Annotated in this window: 17 protein-coding genes and 1 pseudogene; 5 read left to right on the top strand and 13 right to left on the bottom strand. The window is 64.7% G+C overall.

The window, feature by feature from the left end:
• Positions 1-2 precede the first annotated feature (2 nt).
• Together IVA82_RS32345 and IVA82_RS32340 are read left to right on the top strand one after the other, a co-directional pair.
• The gene (locus IVA82_RS32345; RefSeq protein ID WP_247389609.1) at positions 3-968 is read left to right on the top strand and encodes a tyrosine recombinase XerC; all 966 of its coding nucleotides are present in this window, start codon (positions 3-5) and stop codon (positions 966-968) included.
• Between the two features lie 83 nt (positions 969-1,051).
• The gene (locus IVA82_RS32340; protein ID WP_247389610.1) at positions 1,052-1,642 is read left to right on the top strand and encodes a DUF4337 domain-containing protein; all 591 of its coding nucleotides are present in this window, start codon (positions 1,052-1,054) and stop codon (positions 1,640-1,642) included.
• 170 nt (positions 1,643-1,812) lie between these two features.
• Here the strand turns inward: IVA82_RS32340 and IVA82_RS32335 are convergent, their stop codons facing one another.
• From IVA82_RS32335 to IVA82_RS32280, 12 genes are all read right to left on the bottom strand, one after another.
• Complete coding sequence (locus tag IVA82_RS32335; protein ID WP_247389611.1) at positions 1,813-2,343, bottom strand: hypothetical protein; 531 nt, start codon at positions 2,341-2,343, stop codon at positions 1,813-1,815.
• 34 nt (positions 2,344-2,377) lie between these two features.
• Positions 2,378-3,778 carry a dihydrolipoyl dehydrogenase gene (lpdA, locus tag IVA82_RS32330; RefSeq protein ID WP_247389612.1) on the bottom strand — a complete coding sequence of 467 codons (1,401 nt, stop codon included), beginning with the start codon at positions 3,776-3,778 and terminating at the stop codon, positions 2,378-2,380.
• A gap of 37 nt (positions 3,779-3,815) precedes the next feature.
• Entirely contained in the window at positions 3,816-4,565 is a 750-nt protein-coding gene (locus IVA82_RS32325; protein WP_247389613.1) for an SDR family oxidoreductase, read from the bottom strand.
• A 64-nt stretch (positions 4,566-4,629) separates the two neighbouring features.
• Complete coding sequence (gene odhB, locus IVA82_RS32320; protein WP_247389614.1) at positions 4,630-5,874, bottom strand: 2-oxoglutarate dehydrogenase complex dihydrolipoyllysine-residue succinyltransferase; 1,245 nt, start codon at positions 5,872-5,874, stop codon at positions 4,630-4,632.
• 177 nt (positions 5,875-6,051) lie between these two features.
• Positions 6,052-9,021, bottom strand: a complete 2,970-nt coding sequence (locus IVA82_RS32315; protein ID WP_247493693.1) for a 2-oxoglutarate dehydrogenase E1 component — start codon at positions 9,019-9,021, stop codon at positions 6,052-6,054.
• A gap of 136 nt (positions 9,022-9,157) precedes the next feature.
• Positions 9,158-10,042, bottom strand: coding sequence for a succinate--CoA ligase subunit alpha (gene sucD / locus IVA82_RS32310; protein WP_247389616.1), 885 nt, complete (start codon positions 10,040-10,042; stop codon positions 9,158-9,160).
• 33 nt (positions 10,043-10,075) lie between these two features.
• Complete coding sequence (locus IVA82_RS32305; protein WP_247389617.1) at positions 10,076-10,555, bottom strand: DUF1579 family protein; 480 nt, start codon at positions 10,553-10,555, stop codon at positions 10,076-10,078.
• Between the two features lie 4 nt (positions 10,556-10,559).
• The gene (gene sucC / locus IVA82_RS32300; protein ID WP_247389618.1) at positions 10,560-11,756 is read right to left on the bottom strand and encodes an ADP-forming succinate--CoA ligase subunit beta; all 1,197 of its coding nucleotides are present in this window, start codon (positions 11,754-11,756) and stop codon (positions 10,560-10,562) included.
• A 218-nt stretch (positions 11,757-11,974) separates the two neighbouring features.
• On the bottom strand, positions 11,975-12,943 hold the full coding sequence (mdh, locus tag IVA82_RS32295; protein ID WP_045012755.1) for a malate dehydrogenase: 969 nt from the start codon (positions 12,941-12,943) through the stop codon (positions 11,975-11,977).
• A gap of 250 nt (positions 12,944-13,193) precedes the next feature.
• Positions 13,194-14,381, bottom strand: coding sequence for a cell division protein ZapE (zapE, locus tag IVA82_RS32290; protein ID WP_247389619.1), 1,188 nt, complete (start codon positions 14,379-14,381; stop codon positions 13,194-13,196).
• A 183-nt stretch (positions 14,382-14,564) separates the two neighbouring features.
• Positions 14,565-15,101, bottom strand: a complete 537-nt coding sequence (gene thpR, locus IVA82_RS32285; protein WP_148739239.1) for an RNA 2',3'-cyclic phosphodiesterase — start codon at positions 15,099-15,101, stop codon at positions 14,565-14,567.
• Positions 15,102-15,275: 174 nt separating this feature from the next.
• Positions 15,276-15,920 carry an arylesterase gene (locus tag IVA82_RS32280; protein WP_247389620.1) on the bottom strand — a complete coding sequence of 215 codons (645 nt, stop codon included), beginning with the start codon at positions 15,918-15,920 and terminating at the stop codon, positions 15,276-15,278.
• Between the two features lie 55 nt (positions 15,921-15,975).
• Here IVA82_RS32280 and IVA82_RS32275 point away from each other — a divergent pair, with 55 nt between their 5' ends.
• The 3 genes from IVA82_RS32275 (at position 15,976) to IVA82_RS32265 (ending at position 20,326) form a co-directional block, all read left to right on the top strand.
• Positions 15,976-16,698, top strand: coding sequence for an ABC transporter ATP-binding protein (locus tag IVA82_RS32275; protein ID WP_247389621.1), 723 nt, complete (start codon positions 15,976-15,978; stop codon positions 16,696-16,698).
• Positions 16,695-19,265, top strand: coding sequence for an ABC transporter permease (locus tag IVA82_RS32270; RefSeq protein ID WP_247389622.1), 2,571 nt, complete (start codon positions 16,695-16,697; stop codon positions 19,263-19,265). Before IVA82_RS32275 ends, IVA82_RS32270 begins: the two co-directional genes overlap by 4 nt.
• 269 nt (positions 19,266-19,534) lie before the next feature.
• On the top strand, positions 19,535-20,326 hold the full coding sequence (locus IVA82_RS32265; protein WP_187435826.1) for a Bax inhibitor-1/YccA family protein: 792 nt from the start codon (positions 19,535-19,537) through the stop codon (positions 20,324-20,326).
• A 117-nt stretch (positions 20,327-20,443) separates the two neighbouring features.
• On the opposite strand, the pseudogene IVA82_RS32260 reads toward IVA82_RS32265, so the two are convergent.
• Positions 20,444-20,754 (bottom strand): annotated as a pseudogene (locus IVA82_RS32260) (hypothetical protein); the annotation flags it as partial.

Raw genomic sequence — 20,754 nt, 5'->3', positions numbered from 1 at the left:
GCATGAGCAAAGCGGCCGCCCCACAAATCGAGCTCGCCAGCGCCGATCCTGACATCGCGCAGGAGATGGCGCGCTGGCTGTCGCATCTCGGCACTGAGCGGCGGCTGTCGCCGAAGACGCTGGAGGCCTATGCCCGCGACCTGCGGCAATGCCTCGATTTTCTCTGCACCCATTGGGGCGAGCGCGTGACGCTTCAGCGCTTCGCCGCGCTCGAGGCCACCGACATCCGCGCCTTCATGGCGATGCGCCGCGCCGACGATATTGCCGGCCGCTCGCTGATGCGCGCACTCGCAGGCCTTCGCTCGTTCGGCCGCTTCCTCGAGCGCGAAGGCAAGGGCAAGGTCGGCGCGCTCTCGGCGATCCGCGCGCCGAAAGTCGCAAAAAGCCTGCCGAAGCCGCTGCCGATGGCATCGGCAAAACGCCTTGCCGACGCCGACGAGCGCGCCGGCGAAGAGCGCGAGAGCTGGATCCTGGCCCGCGACGCCGCGGTGATGGCGCTGCTGTACGGCTCGGGCCTGCGCATCTCCGAAGCGCTCGGCCTGAAGCGCCGCGAAGTGCCGCGGCCCGGCGAAGGCGACGTGCTCGTCGTCACCGGCAAGGGCAACAAGACCCGCATGGTGCCGGTGCTGCAAAACGTGCTCGCGCTCGTTCAAGAGTATGCCGCGATGTGCCCGCATCCGATGCCTCCGGATGGTCCGATTTTCCTCGGCGCGCGCGGCGGCCCGCTTAGCCCGCGCATCATCCAGCTCGCGATGGAGCGGCTGCGCGGCGCGCTCGGCCTGCCCGACAGTGCGACGCCGCACGCGCTCCGGCATTCTTTCGCCACGCACCTGTTGTCGCGCGGCGGCGACCTCCGCGCCATCCAGGAATTGCTTGGCCATTCCTCGCTCTCGACCACGCAGATCTATACCGGCATCGATTCCGAGCGGCTGCTGGAAGTCTATGCCAGCGCGCATCCGCGGCGGTGACACACTGACGTCATAACTTGCTTGCCTCTTGCGCGTCGCCCGCGGTTCGGTCAATCGTGGGGAACCGAGGCAGGAGGGACATCATGAGCGCACATGAAAGCATGGAGCACGCCGAACACGCCGAGCACGCGTCCGGCTCGAACAAGAATATCGCCCTTCTGATCGCCGTGCTGGCGCTGTTCCTGGCGATCTCCGAGACGCTCGGCAAGGGCGCACAGACCGAATCGATCAGCAAGAACGTCGAGGCGTCCAACCTCTGGGCCTTTTTCCAGGCCAAGAGCATCCGCCGCACCGTGGTGCAGACCGCAGCGGACCAGGGCAAGTTGACGCTGGGCTCTGCGACCGACGACGCCATCAAGGCGGCGGCGCAGAAGCAGATCGAGGACTGGCAGAAGACCGCGGCACGCTACCGCTCCGAGCCGGAGACCGGCGAAGGCACCGAACAGCTGGCCGACAAGGCCAAGCACGCCGAGCACGAGCGCGACGAGGCGACCGCGAAGTATCATCATTTCGAACTTGCGTCCGCCGCCTTCCAGATCGGCATCGTGCTGGCATCGGCCACCATCATCACCGGCATGCTAGCGCTGGCTTATGTCAGCGGCATCCTCAGTGTCGCCGGCATCGTCATGACCGCGCTTGGTCTGTGGTGGCCGCATCTGCTGCATTTGCATTGATCGCTCCACACAACGACCGCGCCGTTTATCCCGTGCGAGGCTCGCGATGCAACGCATCGCGGGCATAGCCTCGAAGGATGAACGGCCCGGATGTAGCCGGCCGTCGCCCTTCGAGGGCCGCTGAAGAAGCGGCCACCTCAGGGTGACGGTGATAGATGGAGTTGCAGCACTCACCGCGCTTCGTGCACGCTCTTGCGGAAGCGCTGGATCAGGCGGAGCGTGCGCGAGGACCAGCCTTCGCCGTTGCCGGCAACGAGCTCCCTGATGCGCTGCTTGACGGGATCGACGAGCTCGGCCGCCCTGGCGCGCAGCTTCAGCACCAGGACATAGAGCCGCTCGAACCAGGCCATTTCCATCAGCTTGTCGCGCGTCACATCGAACACGAAGGCGGTGACGCCGACGCCGAGCATCTTGGCGAACAGGATCGTGAAGACCGCGCTGGTCCAGTATTCATGCGTGAGCAGCCACAGCCCGACCAGCTTGAGCGGAAACAGCGGGATGATGGGGACGGCGAACACGATCAGCGTCATGGCCGGCGACAGCGCATCGACGCGCTCCGTCAGCCACTGCTTGAACCGCGCGAGCGGGATCGCTACGACCACCCGCGCGACGATCGGCTCGAGATGGTCCCACAGCCAGGCTTCGATCAGGAAGACGATCGCAAGCAGAACCCAGACCGGTTGAAGAAGGCGGCGCAGCATGTGTTGTCCCGCCCGATTCGGCTCGCGGCGTCCCTTACATATGGATGGCCCGCTTGCCGACCGCAAGCGCGGCCTCCTTGATGGCTTCCGAGCGGGTCGGATGCGCGTGGCAGGTGCGGGCGAGATCCTCCGCACTGCCGCCAAATTCCATGAGAACAGCCGCTTCATGGATCATTTCACCGGCTTCGCGGCCGATAATGTGGACGCCGAGCACGCGATCGGTCTTCGCATCTGCGAGAATCTTCACGAAGCCGTCGGTGGTCTGGTTGACCTTGGAACGGCCATTAGCGGTAAAGGGAAACTTCCCGACGGTATAGGCCGTGCCCGCTTGCTTTAGTTCCTCTTCGGTCTTGCCGACGCAGGACAGTTCGGGCGTGGTATACACGACCCCTGGGATAACGTCGTAATTCACATGGCCGGCCTGGCCCGCGATGATCTCCGCAACCGCAACGCCTTCATCCTCGGCCTTGTGCGCAAGCATCGGGCCCGCGACGACGTCGCCGATGGCATAGACGCCTTTGAGGCTGGTGGCGAAATGCGGGTCGATCTGGACGCGGCCGCGATTGTCGAGTGCGACGCCGGCCTCCTTCAGGCCGAGGCCATCGGTGTAGGGCACGCGGCCGATGCAGACGAGAATGACGTCCGCTTCGAGCGTCTCCGCCGCGCCGCCTGCGGCCGGCTCGATCTTGGCGAGCAATGCCTTGCTGTTCGCTTCGACACCCGTGACCTTCGAGCCCAGCTTGAAGGCAAAACCCTGTTTTTCCAGGATGCGCTGGAATTGCTTGGCGATCTCGCCGTCCATGCCGGGCAGGATGCGGTCGAGGAATTCGACGACGATGACTTCGGCGCCGAGGCGTTGCCAGACCGAGCCGAGCTCGAGGCCGATCACGCCGGCGCCGACGATCAGCAGCTTGCCGGGCACCTTGTCCAGCGACAGCGCGCCGGTCGAGGACACGATGCGCTTCTCGTCGATCTCGATGCCCTTCAGCCGCGCGATGTCCGAGCCGGTGGCGATGACGATGCTCTTGGTCTCGACAATTTGCGACTTGCCGTCGGCGGAGACCTCGACCTTGCCGGTGCCCAAGATCTTGCCGGTGCCCTTGAGCACGTCGATCTTGTTCTTCTTCATCAGGAACTCGACGCCCTTGACGTTGCCGTCGATGCCCTGCTGCTTGAAGTTCATCATCTCCGGCAGCTCGAGCTTCGGCGCCGAGACCGACACGCCCATCTTGGCGAAGGAATGCGCGGCTTCCTCGAACATTTCGGACGCGTGCAGCAGCGCCTTCGATGGCATGCAGCCGACATTGAGGCAGGTGCCGCCGAGCGTGGCGTTCTTTTCCACCACGGCGACCTTCATGCCGAGCTGGCTTGCACGCACCGCGCAGACATAACCGCCCGGTCCGGTGCCGATGACGACGAGATCGTAGGTAGCCATGAAAGGAAGTCCCGTAAGTTTAGCGTGAATGGATGCGTCAGCGTCCGCCGGACACATCGAGAATGGCTGAGGTGACGTAGGAGGCATCGTCCGACATCAGCCAGACGATGGCGTTGGCGATTTCCTCGGCGGTGCCGACGCGCTTCATCGGCACCATATGGGCCAGACGATGGGCGCGGTCGGGCTCGCCGCCGGCGGCATGGATTTCGGTGTCGATCAGGCCGGGGCGAATGCCCGCGACGCGAATGCCCTCGCCCGCGACCTCGTGGCCGAGGCCGACGGTGAAGGAATCGATCGCGCCCTTGGACGCCGCGTAATCGACGTAGGTGTTGGGCGCACCTAACCTGGCAGCGACCGACGACAGATTAACGATGACGCCGCCCTGGCCGCCGTGCTTGGTCGACATCCGCTTCACGGCCTCGCGGGCGCAGAGGATGGAGCCGGTGACGTTGACCGCCATGACGCGCTGGATGCGCTCGGCCGACATCTCGTCGACACGCACGCCGCTGGTCCCGACGATGCCGCCATTGTTGACGAGCGCGCCTAACGTGCCGAACTGATCGGCGGCCTCGAACAGCGCGAGAATATCGCCTTCCTCGGCAACATCGCATTTCACTACGATGGCCTTGCCGTTGCTGGCCTCGATCTGGCTGACCACCTCGTCGGCGGCCGCCTTGTTGCTGACGTAGCCGACCACGACGCGGAAGCCGCGCGCAGCCGCCGCGATCGCAGTCGCGCGGCCGATGCCGCGGCTGCCGCCGGTGATGATCGCAACCTTATCCGTCACGCTCGCCTCCATGGTTCAACACGCGCCGTCGCGTCGCGCGACGGCGCTCGCCAGGCATCAGGGATCAGAGGTCCAGCACCAGGCGGGCGGGATCTTCCAGGCTCTCCTTGACGCGCACCAGGAAGGTGACGGCTTCCTTGCCGTCGATCACGCGGTGATCGTAGGACAGCGCCAGGTACATCATCGGACGCACTTCGATCTTGCCGCCCACAACCATCGGCCGCTCCTGGATCTTGTGCATGCCCAGGATGCCGGATTGCGGCGCATTCAGGATCGGTGTCGACATCAGCGAGCCGTAGATGCCACCATTGGTGATGGTGAAAGTGCCGCCCTGCATCTCGTCGATCTTGAGCTGGCCGTCGCGGGCACGGCGGCCGAAATCGGCGATGCCCTTCTCGATGTCGGCGATCGACTTGTGGTCGCAATCGCGCACGACGGGCACGACGAGGCCCTTGTCGGTGCCGACGGCGACGCCGATGTGGTAGTAATCCTTGTAGATCAGGTCGGTGCCGTCGATCTCGGCATTGACGGCCGGGATGTCCTTCAGCGCCTGCACGACGGCCTTGGTGAAGAAGCCCATGAAGCCGAGCTTGGAGCCGTGCTTCTTCTCGAACGCGTCCTTGTAGTGCCCGCGCAGCGCCATGACGTTGGTCATGTCGACCTCGTTGAACGTCGTGAGCATCGCGGCGGTGTTCTGCACATCCTTGAGGCGGCGCGCGATGGTCTGGCGCAGCCGGGTCATCTTGACGCGCTCTTCGCGGGCGGCGTCATCAGCCGGCGACGGCGCGCGCACCTGAACGGCGGCGGCGGGCTGGTTGACCGGGGTCGGCGCGGAAGCCGCAAGCTCGATCGCGGCGAGCATGTCGCCCTTGGTGACACGGCCGTCCTTGCCGGAGCCGGGAACGGTCGAGGCGTCGATGCCGGTCTCGGCGGAGAGTTTGCGCACGGAGGGCGCGAGCGGCGCATCGGCCGGCGGCGCCTTCGTGGCCGGAGCCGGCGCGGCAGCAGCGGCGACGGGCGCAGCGGCAGCGGCGGGCTTGGCGGGCGCGGCGGCCGGCTTGGCGGCGCCGGCGGCCCCTTCGGTGATCTGGCCAAGCAGCGCACCGACTGCAACGGTGGCGCCATCGGCGGCGACGATCTCGCTCAGCGTGCCGGCGGACGGCGCCGGGACTTCGATGGTGACCTTGTCGGTCTCGAGCTCCACCAAGGGCTCGTCGACGGCGACGGGATCGCCGGCCTTCTTGAACCAGCGGCCGATGGTGGCCTCGGTGACGGATTCGCCGAGCGTCGGCACACGAATTTCAGTCATGGTCTTTTCCTTCAATGGCTAATGCCGTCATCGTCCGCCTTGTGCGCAATTGTGCACTGGGGCGGACGATCCAGTACGCCGCGACGTTCATGGCCAAAACGTTCGGCGCGGCGTACTGGATGCCCCGCCCCAGTGCGCAATTGCGCACAAGGCGGGGCATGACAAATTGGAATTGTGTTAGCTCAATGCTTCGTCCAGGAACGCCTTCAGCTGCGCCTGATGCTTGGACATCAGACCAGTGGCAGTCGCGGCGGAGGCGGCGCGGCCGACATAGCGCGGACGCCGGCTCGCGCCGTTCACCTGGTTCAGCACCCATTCCAGATAGGGCTCGATGAAGTGCCACGCACCCATGTTGCGCGGCTCTTCCTGGCACCAGATCACTTCGGCCTTCTTGAAGCGCGACAGCTCGGCGACCAGCGCCTTCAGCGGCACCGGATAGAGCTGCTCGACGCGCATCAGGTAGATGTCGTCGATGCCGCGCTTCTCGCGCTCCTCATAGAGGTCGTAATAGGCCTTGCCAGAGCAGAGCACGATGCGGCGGATCTTCTCGTCCGTAACGAGCTTGGTCGCCTCGCTCGGCTGCATCTGGGCGTCATCATAGAGGATGCGGTGGAAGGTCGTCCCCTTCGCGAGCTCCTCCAGGCGCGACACCGCCCGCTTGTGACGCAGCAGCGATTTCGGCGTCATCACGATCAGCGGCTTGCGGATCTCGCGATGGAGCTGGCGCCGGAGCGCGTGGAAGTAATTCGCCGGCGTGGTCGGGTAGACCACCTGCATGTTGTCTTCGGCGCACATCTGCAAGTAACGCTCAAGACGCGCCGAAGAGTGCTCCGGTCCCTGGCCTTCATAGCCGTGCGGCAGGAGGCAGACGAGGCCGGACATGCGCAGCCATTTGCGCTCGCCCGAGGAGATGAACTGGTCGAACACGACCTGGGCGCCGTTGGCGAAGTCGCCGAACTGGGCTTCCCACAGCGTCAGCGTGTTCGGCTCCGCGAGCGAATAGCCGTACTCGAAGCCGAGTACCGCCTCTTCCGAGAGCAGCGAGTTGATGACCTCGTAATGGCCCTGCTCGTGGCCGAGATGGTTGTACGGCGTGTAACGGCTCTCGTCCTCCTGGTCGATCAGCACCGAGTGGCGCTGCGAGAAGGTGCCGCGCTCGGAATCCTGGCCCGACAGGCGAACATGGTGGTTCTCGTTGAGCAGCGTGCAGAACGCCAGCGCCTCGCCAGTCGCCCAGTCGATGCCGACGCCGGTGTCGATCGCCTTGGCGCGGTTATCGAGGAAACGCTGGATGGTGCGATGGACGCGGAAACCGTCCGGCACCTTGGTGATCTTGCGGCCGATTTCCTTCAGAGCAGCAGTGTCGACGCCGGTGACGCCGCGCCGCGCATCCTCTTCCTGGTCGGCGATCTTGAAGCCCGCCCACTTGCCGTCGAGCCAGTCGGCCTTGTTCGGCTTGTAACTGGTGCCTGCCTCGAACTCGGCATCGAGCCGCGCGCGCCAGTCGGCCTTCAGCTTGTCGACCTCACCCTCGGTGACCACGCCTTCGGCGATCAGGCGCTTGGAGTAGAGGGTGAGTGTCGACGGATGGGCCGCGATCCGCTTGTACATCACCGGCTGGGTGAAGGCCGGCTCGTCGCCCTCATTGTGGCCGTAGCGGCGATAGCACCACATGTCGATGACGACGGGCTTGTGGAATTTCTGCCGGAACTCGGTCGCGACCTTGGCCGCGAACACCACGGCTTCCGGATCGTCGCCGTTAACGTGGAAGATCGGCGCGTCGATCATCTTCGCCACATCCGACGGATAGGGCGAGGAGCGCGAGTAGCGCGGATAGGTGGTGAAGCCGATCTGGTTGTTGACGATGAAGTGGACGGAGCCGCCGGTGCGGTAGCCCTTCAGGTCCGACAGGCCAAAGCATTCTGCGACCACGCCCTGGCCGGCGAACGCCGCGTCGCCATGCATCAAGAGCGGCATCACCGAAATGCGCATGTCGGGCGGATCGCCGTGCTGGTCCTGCTTGGCGCGGACCTTGCCGAGCACCACGGGATCGACGATCTCCAGATGCGAGGGGTTCGCGGTCAGCGACAGATGGATGCGGTTGCCATCGAACTCGCGATCGGAGGACGCGCCGAGGTGGTACTTGACGTCGCCCGAGCCTTCCACCGCGTCCGGGTTGGCCGAGCCGCCCTTGAACTCGTGGAATAGGGCGCGATGCGCCTTACCCATCACTTGCGTTAGCACGTTGAGGCGGCCGCGATGCGGCATGCCGACCACGACTTCCTTCACCCCGAGATTGCCGCCGCGCTTGATGATCTGCTCCAGCGCCGGGATCAGCGACTCGCCGCCGTCGAGGCCGAAACGCTTGGTGCCGGTGAACTTGGTGTCGCAGAATTTCTCGAAGCCCTCGGCCTCGACCAGCTTCGTCAGGATGGCGCGCCGGCCTTCGCGAGTGAACGAGATTTCCTTGTCCGGCCCTTCGATCCGCTCCTGAATCCAGGCCTTCTGCGCAGCGTTGCTGATGTGCATGAACTCGACGCCGAGCGTCTGGCAGTAGGTGCGCTCGCAGATCGCTGTGATCTCGCGCAGCGTCGCATATTCGAGGCCGAGCACGTGATCGAGGAAGATCTTGCGGTCGAAATCGGCTTCACTGAAGCCGTAGGTGCGCGGGTCGAGCTCTTCGCGATTGCGCGGGGCTTCAATGCCGAGCGGGTCGAGCTTGGCATGGAAGTGACCGCGCATACGATAGGAGCGGATCAGCATCAGCGCACGGACCGAGTCGCGTGTGGCCTGGAGCACCTCGGCGGACGAAATGCCACCGCCCTTGTCGCCCGCTTTGGCCTGCGCCTTGGCGGCGATCTTGCTGCCGACCGCCTTCTCGACTTCCGCCCAATTGCCGTCGAGGGCGGAGGTCAGGTCGTCCTGCGGCGTCAGCGGCCAGTTGGCGCGCTCCCAGGACGGGCCCTGGGCGTTGCGGCGGACGTCGTCCGGCTGGTCCTTCAGGCTCTTGAAGAACTCCTGCCACTCGGAGTCGACCGAGGACGGGTCGTTCTCGTAGCGGGCGTAGATTTCGTCGATGTAGGTGACGTTGGTGCCCTGCAAAAAAGAGGAGAGGGCAAAGGCTGCGTTCGCGTCTTGGCGAGACATACTTGAGTTCCTGGCGATTTCGGTTCGCGCATAACAAACGGCGCTGGCGCCGAGCTCCCGGCAGAGGCTCGGCGCGACAGGCACCATTTATCCTATTTGCTACGAAACTTCGCCCGGAAAAGTACGAAGAAGTGAACTAGCACTTCAACTTTTCGGCAAGCGTATGTCCGAGGCGGGCGGGAGACGGCGAGACTGTAATTCCTGCCGATTTCATCGCGTCGGTCTTGGAGCCGGCGTCGCCCTTGCCGCCTGAGATGATCGCGCCAGCATGGCCCATGCGGCGGCCGGGAGGTGCGGTGACGCCGGCGATGAAGCCAACCATCGGCTTCTTGCGGCCCCGCTTGGCCTCGTCCTTGAGGAACTGAGCGGCGTCCTCCTCGGCGGAACCGCCGATCTCGCCGATCATGATGATCGACTCGGTCCTGGGGTCGGCCAGCAGCATTTCCAGCACGTCGATGAACTCGGTTCCCTTGACCGGGTCGCCGCCGATGCCGACCGCGGTGGTCTGGCCGAGGCCCTCCTGGGAGGTCTGGAACACGGCTTCATAGGTCAGCGTGCCGGAGCGGGAGACGATGCCGACGCTGCCGGTCTTGAAAATGTTAGCCGGCATGATGCCGATCTTGCACTCGCCGGCGGTCATGACGCCCGGGCAGTTCGGCCCGATCAGGCGCGACTTGGAGCCGGCCAGAGACCGCTTCACCCGTACCATGTCGAGGACCGGGATGCCTTCCGTGATGCAGACGATCAGCGGGACCTCGGCGTCGATGGCTTCGCAGATCGCATCGGCCGCGCCCGGCGGCGGCACGTAGATCACCGACGCATCGGCACCGGTCTTCTCGCGCGCCTCCCGCACGGTATCGAACACCGGCAGCCCCAGATGCGTTGCACCGCCTTTGCCCGGCGAGGTGCCGCCGACCATCTTGGTGCCGTAGGCAAGCGCGGCCTCCGAGTGGAAGGTGCCGTTCTTGCCGGTAAAGCCCTGGCAGATGACCTTGGTGTTCTTGTCGATCAGGATGGACATGAGGTCTGCTTTCGCGAAACTAACAGTGAGAGGTCAGTGGATGCGGCGGTAGACGCCGGTGAGCACGTCGGCCCATCCTTCCGCGTCCGGCGAGAACTGGATCTTCAACGAATAGGAATCGTCGTCGATGATTTCGTAGACGTGGCGCGCGTTGCCGCGCAGCGAGCCGCGCACCAGCGTCAGGGTCTTTCCGACCCAGCCGCCGGAGGCGGGCGAGGGCGGCGTGTAGCCGAGCGAGTCGTACCAGAACAATTTATAGGTCCGGTCCTCGCGGTCGAAGGTGAAGATGCCATGGGTGGCGAAGACCTGCTTGCCGTCGCGCATCTGGACCGAGTCCTGGATCAGGTAGAACCCATTGAGATCCATACGCGCCACGGTGCGCGAGGTCGCCGGCCCGCCGGCGGTCCAGCGCGACGGAAAGACCACCTCTTCGCCGTTCCATTCGCCGGCGAACGCGGCAAGCCGCGCGTGCTCCGGCAGCGGGGATGATGCGGCGAGATGGTCTTGGGTCATGGCCTTAGCCTCCCTTGACGGCCTTCACGATCTTCTGCGCGGCGTCGTCGAGATTGTCCGCCGGCACCACGTTCAGGCCGGATTCACGGATGATCTTCTTGCCCAGTTCGACATTGGTGCCTTCGAGGCGAACCACCAGCGGCACGGTGAGGCCGACCTCGCGCACGGCGGCGGTCACGCCCTCGGCGATCACGTCGCACTTCATGATACCACCGAAAATGTTGACCAGGATGCCCTTCACGTTGGGATCGGCGGTGATGATCTTGAAGGCGGCGGCGACCTTCTCCTTGCTGGCGCTGCCGCCGACGTCGAGGAAGTTGGCCGGCGCCATGCCGTAAAGCTTGATGATGTCCATCGTCGCCATCGCAAGGCCGGCGCCGTTGACCATGCAGCCGATGTTGCCGTCGAGCGTGACGTAGTTGAGGTCGTATTTCGACGCCTCGATCTCCTTGGCGTCCTCCTCGGTCTCGTCGCGCAGTACGAGCACTTCGGGATGACGGAACAGCGCGTTGTCGTCGAACGACACCTTGGCGTCGAGCACGCGGAGCTGGCCCTGCTTGGTCACGACCAGCGGGTTGATCTCCAGCATCGACATGTCCTTGGCGACGAAGGCGGCGTAGAGCTGCGCTGTGAGCTTTTCAGCCTGCTTGGCGAGATCGCCAGACAGTTTCAGCGCGTTGGCAACGGTGCGGCCGTGATGGCCCATGATGCCGGTGGCGGGATCGATCGAGAAGGTGACGATCTTTTCCGGGCTGTTGTGCGCGACGTCCTCGATGTTGACGCCACCCTCGGTCGACACCACGAAGGAGACGCGCGAGGTCTCGCGGTCGACCAGGATGGAGAGATAGAATTCCTTGTCGATGTCGGAGCCGTCCTCGATGTAGAGGCGGTTGACCTGCTTGCCGGCCGGGCCGGTCTGGATCGTCACGAGCGTGGCACCGAGCATCTGCTTGGCGAATTCGGTGACCTCTGCGGCCGACTTGGCGATGCGAACACCGCCCTTGTCGCCGGCCGAGACTTCCTTGAACTTGCCCTTGCCGCGGCCCCCGGCATGGATCTGGCTCTTCACCACCCAGACCGGGCCGGGCAATGCCTTGGCCGCAGCCTCTGCGTCGGCCGCCTTCAGGACCGGAACGCCCTTGGAGATCGGCACGCCGAACTCGTTCAGCAGCGCTTTGGCCTGATATTCATGGATATTCATAATATGGTCGCTCCCTGAACCCGCGGGCGGTGACCTCGTAGGCCAACCTCAGTCTTGTGGCTGGCATACCATATACCACAGGAACTGCAACCCGGATTCTTTGACATCGATTTCTGGACGCACCCGGAACCCGCCAGCCTTCAACAAGTGGTGCAGCCGGCTCCGGAAATGAAACCGCCGAACACCGGGTTTCGATCTTCGGCGGGGGATTGTTACTCTTAGCGGCCGAGCAGGTCGGGCGCGATCTTCTTGCAGGCGTCGACGAGACCCTGCACCGCGCCGACCGACTTGTCGAAGGCTTCGCGGTCCTTGCCGGTAAGCTCGATCTCGACGACGCGCTCGACACCCTTGGAGCCGATCACGACGGGCACGCCGACATACATGTCCTTCACGCCGTATTCGCCGTTGAGGTAGGCGGCGCTGGCCAGCACGCGCTTCTTGTCACGCAGATAGCTCTCGGCCATCGCGATCGCGGAGGCCGCCGGCGCATAGAAGGCCGATCCGGTTTTGAGCAAATTGACGATCTCGGCGCCGCCGTTGCGGGTGCGGTCGACGATCTCGTCGAGCCGCGCCTGCGAGGTCCAGCCCATCTTGACGAGGTCGGGCAGCGGAATACCGGCAACCGTGGAGTACTTCACCAGCGGCACCATGGTGTCGCCATGGCCGCCGAGCACGAATGCGGTGACATCCTCGACCGAGACGTTGAACTCGTCAGCCAGGAAATAGCGGAAGCGCGACGAATCCAGCACGCCGGCCATACCGACAACCTTCTTGTGCGGCAGGCCAGATGCCTTCTGAAGCGCCCAGACCATGGCGTCGAGCGGATTGGTGATGCAGATGACGAAGGCGTCGGGGGCGTACTTCTTGATGCCGGCGCCGACCTGCTCCATGACCTTGAGGTTGATGGAGAGGAGGTCGTCGCGGCTCATGCCGGGCTTGCGCGGCACGCCGGCGGTGACGATGCAGACCTTGGCGTTGTCGAGCGCCTCGTAGGAATTAGCGCCGGTGTAGTGCGCATCAAAACCATCGACCGGTGAGGACTGTGCGATGTCGAGCGCCTTGCCCTGCGGCACGCCCTCGGCGATGTCGAACATCACGACGTCGCCCAATTCTTTCAGGCCGATGAGATGAGCCAGCGTTCCGCCGATCTGACCGGAGCCAATCAAAGCAATCTTGTCGCGCGCCATGTGAACCTGTCCTCTAGACACGTAAGGAGGGGAAAACTGACAGGGTGGTTATCCCTTTCGCCTCCCCCGTTCAAGTCGCCGGATGCCCAATTGTCGGGCTTGCCGATGCATGGGGCACGCAGCCCTGTCATTTCGGGGCGCTACAAAAGTCGCGAGCCCAGAATCCATCGGGCGGCAGAGCGCGCTGATGGACGGATTCCGGGCTCGTCGCTTCGCGACGCCCCGGAATGACAGCGCTGGCAAATAGGACTTAAGTCTCCACCAGCCCGTTGGTGGAGCCGCTGGCGGTGGAATCCTTGCGGCCGTGAGCCAGCGCCAGATAGGATTCGGAGCTCATCTCGATCAGGCGCGACGAGGTCCGCTTGAACTCGTTGGCCTCGTTGCCCTCGTGGGCGAGATAGAGCGACACCGGATTGGCCTCGGCCGAGGCCATCAGCTTCACGGCGTTGTCATAGAGCGTATCGATCAGCGTGATGAAGCGCTTGGCGGCATTGCGTCGAGACAGGTCCATCACTGGAATATGGTCGACCAGGATGGTGTGATAGTCGTGCGCGAGCCTGAGGTAGTCGGATGCGCCGAGCGGCTTCTCGCAGAGATCGGCGAAACTGAACCGCGCCACGCCATGGGCCGAGCACGGCACGTGCAGGATCCGGCCCTTGATCGAAATATCGCGCGACTTGCATTTGGCGCTGCCGGTCATCCTCGACCAGGCGCGGTCGAGCGCCGCGTCCGCGTCAGCATCCGCCGGCGTCAGCCACATCGGCACACCCTGGAGCTTTTCCAGCCGGAAGTCTGTGCGCGCGTCGAGCCGCAGCACGTCCATGTGGTCGGTGATCAGCTTGATGAAGGGCAGGAATAGCGATCGGTTCAAGCCACCCTTGTAGAGATCGTCGGGCGCGACGTTGGAGGTCGCGACCACGACCGTGCCGAGCTCGAACAATTTGGCGAACAGGCGGCCGAGGATCATCGCGTCGGCGATGTCGGTGACGTGGAATTCGTCGAAACAGAGCAGCCAGCTCTCCTCGAAGATCGCATGCGCGGTCAGCGCGATGACATCGCCATCGGCGATCTCGCCGCGCGCGATGTTTTGGCGGTAGCCATAGATGCGCTCGTGCACCTCGGCCATGAACTCGTGGAAATGCGCGCGCCGCTTGTGCTCGACGGAAGAGTGCTGGAAGAACAGATCCATCAGCATGGTCTTGCCGCGCCCGACCTCGCCATGGACGTAGAGCCCGCGCAGCGCCTCGTCTTTGTCGCCGCCGTTGAACAAACGGCTGAGCAGGCCCTGCTTGCGCGGCGGCTTGTAGTTTGCGAGCCGCTGGTCGAGCGCCGCATAGGCCTCGGCGACTTCGGCCTGCGCAGCGTCGGGCTCGATCGCGCCGGACGCGATCTGGGCCTGGTAGGCCTCGCGGAATGAGGAACTGGGGGTCGTGAGCATGGCCCTTTACCGCCAGAGACGGCGGCAAATTGCAAGCCGTGAATCGGGGGAAGGGGTATGCATTTGGTGTCCCGGACGCGCTGACGCGCCCTTGCGCTGCTGCGCAGAGCCGGGACCCACTATTTCATTCATTCACTGCGGAGCGATGGGCCCCGGCTCTGCGGCCGGGGCACGAGAGCCGTATCACGCACACAGCTCGTAGGCATCCTCGACTACATACGGTCCGCCGCCGGTCGACGCGCGGGACGAGAACAGCACGAAGCGTTCGGCCAGAAACGCCTTGCTCGGGAAGTAGCCGCGCAGCGAAAGATAGTCGGCGACGTCCTGGTCGGAGGCGTCGTGCAGCCGGGCCAGCGTGACATGCGGGATGAATTTGCGCCCTTCCGGATCGAGGCCGATCCGCTGCATCATGCGTTCGAGCTCGGCCTGCAATTCGATCAGCGGCTTGCTCGGCGCAATCGTCGCGACCACCGCACGCGGCTTGCGTCCGCCGAAGCTCGTGAGGCCCTGCACCTTGACCTCGAACGGCTTGCGGTTGACGCGAAACAGCATCGAGGCGATCTCGTTGGCGGAGATGCCGTCGATATCGCCGATGAAGCGCAGGGTGACGTGGTAATTTTCGGGATCGATCCAGCGGGCGCCGGGAAGGCCGCCCCGCAAATTGGAAAGCGTCTGGCCGATCTCGGCCGGAATTTCCAGACCAGTGAACAAACGCGGCATCGTTTCGCACTCCCGATGCTTGGGCATGAACCTTGAGAAGGATCATATCCAAATTTTAGAGCCGGCGACGAATCACCGGTAGCCTGATTCCTATCGCAGTTGTGTGACTCTGCGAAGCATCGCGCGAGCCACCCCGGTAAAACCCTGGGTATTAGGGTTAGCGCTGCCTGCTTTTCAACGCCGTTGCTCGCTTATGTTGCGCAAGAATGCCTCCGCTGTGGGCATGATGTTGCCGACGATGATGTCGACGCCGGCCGCGGTCGGATGAATGCCGTCGGCCTGGTTGAGCTTGGCGTCGGCTGCGACTCCATCGAGGAAGAACGGATAGAGCGGCACGTCGAATTTCTTCGCCAGATCCGGATAAATCGAATTAAAGCGCGCGGCATAATCGGCGCCGTAATTCGGCGGCGCCAGCATGCCGCAGAGCATCACCGCGATCTTGCGCGCCTGCAGCCGCGTGACGATGTCGGTCAGCGCGGCGCGCGTCAGGTCGGGATCGATGCCGCGCAGCGCATCATTGGCGCCGAGTTCGACAATCACGCCCTCAGTTCCCTCCGGCACCGACCAGTCGAGCCGGTCGCGGCCGCCGGAGGTGGTGTCACCCGATACCCCGGCATTGATCATATCAACCGTTATGCTTTTGTCCTGCAAGGCTTTTTTAAGTTTCGCCGGAAACGCCTCCTGGCCGGCAAGCCCGAGACCGGCGCTCAAGGAATCGCCGAGGACCACCAGCTTGATCGGTTTCGCCGCAGCTTGCGTCTGGGCGGCGGCCGCATTCGCGACCGTCATCAAAGCGAACATCAACACGGCTATGTGCATGAACAATCCGTAACGCCTCTCGACCGCGCCAGCGGAGTTGCCATATGACCGGACTATGGACACTCGCATCGAATCCTCTTCGCTCGCCGGCACTGCGCCGGACACGATCGCCATCTCCAACGTCAATCTCTCATTGGGTACGGGGGCGGCACGCGTTCACATCCTCAAGGATATCAGCCTGCGGGTCGGCCGGAGCGAGACGATCGGCCTCATTGGCCCGTCAGGCTCGGGCAAATCCACGCTGCTGATGGTGATGGCGGGACTGGAGCGTCCTGATAGCGGAGAGGTGGTGGTCAATGGCACACCTTTCAATGCCCTCGACGAGGATGCGCTCGCCCGCTTCCGCGGCCGCCAGGTCGGCATCGTCTTCCAATCCTTCCACTTGATCCCAACCATGACGGCGCTGGAGAACGTCGCGGTGCCGCTCGAGCTCGCCGGCAATCCGGATGCTGCCAAACGCGCCGCGCAGGAGCTGCAATCGGTCGGGCTCGGCGACCGCCTGCATCATTATCCAACGCAACTCTCCGGCGGCGAGCAGCAGCGCGTTGCGCTGGCCCGCGCGCTGGCGCCCGATCCCGCCATCCTCGTCGCCGACGAGCCGACCGGCAATCTCGACGAAACGACCGGCAAGCAGATCGTCGATCTCTTGTTCGGCAAGCATGACGAGCGCGGCATGACCCTGGTGTTGGTCACGCACGACGCCTCGCTCGCGCATCGCTGCGATCGCGTGATCCGGCTGCGTTCGGGGCGCATCGATACGCAGTCCAGGCCAGCATGAGCGCCGCAGCCGAACCGTTTGCGCGCCCCAACGGCGCCGCGCTGTCGCTGCGCTACGCACTACGCGAATTGCGCGGAGGCCTTCGCGGTTTTTACGTTTTCATCGCCTGCATCGCGCTCGGCGTTATGGCGATCGCCGGGGTCGGCTCGGTGTCGGCGAGCCTCAGCGACGGTCTCGCGCGCGAGGGCCGCACGTTGCTCGGCGGCGACGTGTCTTTCGTCTTGTTTCAGCGCGAGGCGAAGCCCGAAGAGGTCGCCTTCCTGCGTTCGCGCGGCACCGTCTCGGTCGCAGCGACCCTGCGCGGCATGGCGCGCTCAGCCGAAGGCAAGCTGGCACTGGTCGAGATGAAAGCTGTCGATGGCAGCTATCCGATGCTGGGACAGTTGACGCTGGCGCCGCAGATGCCGCTGTCCGACCTGCTCGCAGAGCGCGACGGCGCATTCGGCGCCGCCGCCGATCCGACGCTATTGGCGCGGCTCTCCCTGAAAACCGGCGACCGCGTCACCATCGGGGCGGCGACGTTCCAGATCCGCAGCACCGTCGAAGCCGAGCCCGACAAGCTCGCCGGTGGCATCGGCTTCGGCCCGCGCTTCCTGATCAGCGAGGCGGGCCTGCACGCTACCGGGCTTATCCAGCCCGGCAGTCTGGTGCGCTGGGTCTACCGGGTGAAGCTGCCGGAGATCGCCAACAGCGACCGCGCCACTGACGCCTTCATCGCCGATGCGCGCAACGCCGCGCCGCAGGCCGGCTGGGAGGTCCGCAGCCGCTCCAATGCCTCGCCGCAGCTCGAGCGCAATATCAGCCGCTTCACGCAGTTCCTGACGCTGGTCGGCCTCGCCGCGCTGCTGGTCGGCGGTGTCGGCGTCGCCAATGCCGTGAAGAGCCACATCGACCGCAAGCTCGAGGTGATCGCGGCCTTGAAGGCCGTCGGCGCCACCGGGCGCGACGTGTTCGGCATCTATCTCGCGCAGGTTCTGCTGCTGGCCGCAATCGGCTCGGCGATCGGGCTGGCGCTCGGTGCCGCGATGCCCTTTGCCATCGTCGGCCTGTTCGGAAAGCTGCTGCCGCTGCCGGTCATCCCGGCGGTGCATGCCGACGAGCTCGCACTGTCCTTCGTCTATGGCCTGCTGACCGCGCTCGCCTTCGGCCTGTGGCCGCTCGGGCGGGTGCATGACGTGCCGGTCGCCGCCCTGTTCCGCGACACCATCAGCAACGAATGGCACCGGCCGCGCTGGCGCTATCTCGCCTTCATGGGCGTCGTCGTCGCCCTGCTCGTCACCGTCGTGATCGGGTTGTCGTTCGACAAGCGCATCGCCGCGGTGTTCGTGGTCTGTTCCATCGTCGTTTTCGCGCTGCTCCGGGGCGTCGCCGCCGTGCTGATGACGATCGCGCGCCGGTTGCCGCGCACGCGGCTGCCGATGCTGCGGCTCGCGATCGCCAACATCCACCGGCCGGGCGCGCTGACGCCCTCGGTGGTGCTGTCACTCGGCCTCGGGCTCGCGGTGCTCGTCACCATCACCCAGATCGACGGCAATCTGCGCCGGCAGTTTCTGGCGGCGCTCCCGGATCACGCCCCGTCCTTCTACTTCATCGACATCCCGAGCACCCAGGCCGCCGAGTTCGACCACTATCTGCGCGGAATCGTGCCGGATGCGAAGGTCGAGGACGTGCCGATGCTGCGCGGGCGCATCGTCGCCGCGCGCGGCGTCCGTGCCGAAGACCTGAAGCCGTCGACCGATTCCGAATGGGTCCTGCAAAGCGATCGCGGCCTGACCTACACCGGCGAGCTGCCGAAAGGCTCAGAGGTCATCGAGGGCGAGTGGTGGGCCGCCGATTATTCCGGCCCGCCCCTGGTCTCGATGGAGAAGAAGATCGCCGACGGGCTCGGTCTCAAGATCGGCGACGAGGTCGTGGTCAACGTGCTCGGCCGCGACATTCCGGCGAAGATCAGCAATTTGCGCAAGATCGACTGGCAGGGGCTCGGCATCAATTTCGTCCTGGTGTTCTCACCCAACGCCTTCAAGGGCGCGCCGCACACTCACATCGCGACGCTGACGCAAGCCGGCGGCGACGCCGCCGGCGACGGCAGGATTATCACAGAGGTCGCCGACGCCTATCCGATGGTCACGAGCGTGCGCGTGCGCGAGGTGATGGAGACGGTCGGCTCGGTCGTGACCAACCTCGCGCTGGCGATCCGCGGTGCCAGCGCCGTGACCCTGATCTCGGCGATTCTTGTGCTGGGCGGGGCGCTTGCCGCCGGCCACCGCCACCGGGTCTACGATGCAGTGATCCTGAAGACGCTGGGGGCGACCCGGCTGCGGCTGCTCGGCGCCTACGCCCTCGAATACCTCCTGATCGGGCTGGCCACCGCCGTGTTCGGCGTGATCGCCGGCAGCATCGCGGCCTGGACCATCGTCACACGGGTGATGACGCTCACTTTCGTCTGGCAGGCGGCAAGCGCTGCCGGCGTGGTCGCGGCCGCCCTGATCGTCACTGTCGGGCTCGGGCTCGCCGGTACGCTGCTAGCGTTGAACAAAAAGCCCGCCACGGTGTTGCGGAATTTGTGACAAAATGTAGCGGGCGGCCGCGCGGGAGCGGAATCGCACGATTCCTGCGATTAACCACGTCCGCTCGCCAGGATTGTGGCTGAGGGCGACATTCAGCCGCGCGTGGACGGTTGCAGCGGATGTGTTAGTTTCCCACATATCGAATGGGTTCGGAGCCCCGATTGTGAGCCAAAATTTAGTCGGCAGGCATCGGTATCCGAGATAGAGTTTGACGAACCGGCGGCATGGCGACCCTCATGCCGGACCGGCCAACCAACGGGAATTCGACCATGTCGGACCTAGACCGTAACTACGCTTCTCCTTTCGGCAGGGCCGCCGGGCGTGTTGACGCCGCGACGGTCGATGCCGGCCTGCGCGCCTACATGCTGCGCATCTACAATTACATGAGCATCGGCCTCGCCATCACCGGCCTTGCCGCGCTCGGCGTCTACATGGCCGCCGTAACCGACGTTCCGACTGCGGAAGCCGTTCGCGTCGGCAAGCTGTTCCTGACGCCGTTCGGCTACGCGATGTTCGTCAGCCCGCTGAAATGGCTGTTCATGCTGGCACCGCTCGCCATGGTGTTCGTGATCTCGGCGGGTATCAACCGTCTCGCCCCCTCGACCGCCCAGATCCTGTTCTGGGTGTTCTCGGCGCTGATGGGCATCTCGCTGTCGTCGATCTTCCTGGTGTTCACGCACACCTCGATCGTGCGGGTGTTCTTCATCACCGCCGCCACGTTCGGTGCGCTCAGCTTCTACGGCTACACCACCAAGCGTGACATGAGCGGGATGGGCTCGTTCCTGTTCATGGGTCTGATCGGCATCATCATCGCGAGCCTGGTCAACCTGTTCCTGGCGAGCACGATGCTGCAATTCATCGTGTCGGTGGTCGGTGTGCTGGTGTTCGCGGGCCTCACCGCCTGGGACACCCAGCGGCTGAAGAACGACTACATCTACGGCTACGCTTCGGCCGGCGGTGACATCGCAGAGCGTGCGGCCATCACCGGCGCGCTGTCGCTGTACCTGAACTTCATCAACCTGTTCACGCTGCTGTTGCAGCTCCTCGGCCAGCGTGACTAAGCGCCTGGCTCAGGGTGAACGACACGAGCCCCGGCCAAAAAGGCCGGGGTTTTTGTTTGGCACCTCTGCCTCCCGCGTCATTGCGAGGAGCCCTTGCGACGGTCGCGGTAGGGACGCTCATTGCTGAGCGCCCCCCGCACAGATCCGTACGTGCGGCTTTCCCGCATACGGCTCCCACCTCGGGTGAGTGACGGCGAAGCGTGCTCGCGGCCAAGGATGACGGATGTTGGGCCTGGGGAGGCAGTCACAGGCGAGGCGACTGATCGTCTCCCACCTCATGCCATCGGTCTGGCTGCGGCGCCGGAGCGTGCGTCTCCAGAGTTCGATGACGAAGAAGCGGAAGGCGCTGAGCGCCCGACTGTTGGTCGGCACCGCATGGTCGTTGAAGTAGCCGGTGACGACCTGCCGCAGCCATTTACCCTGTTCGA

Origin of the sequence: Bradyrhizobium sp. 142 (genome assembly GCF_023074015.1) — a bacterium.
Taxonomy (GTDB): Bacteria; Pseudomonadota; Alphaproteobacteria; order Rhizobiales; family Xanthobacteraceae; genus Bradyrhizobium.
Note: the sequence above shows the minus strand (reverse complement) of the source record. Positions and strands in the feature narration are given on the sequence as shown.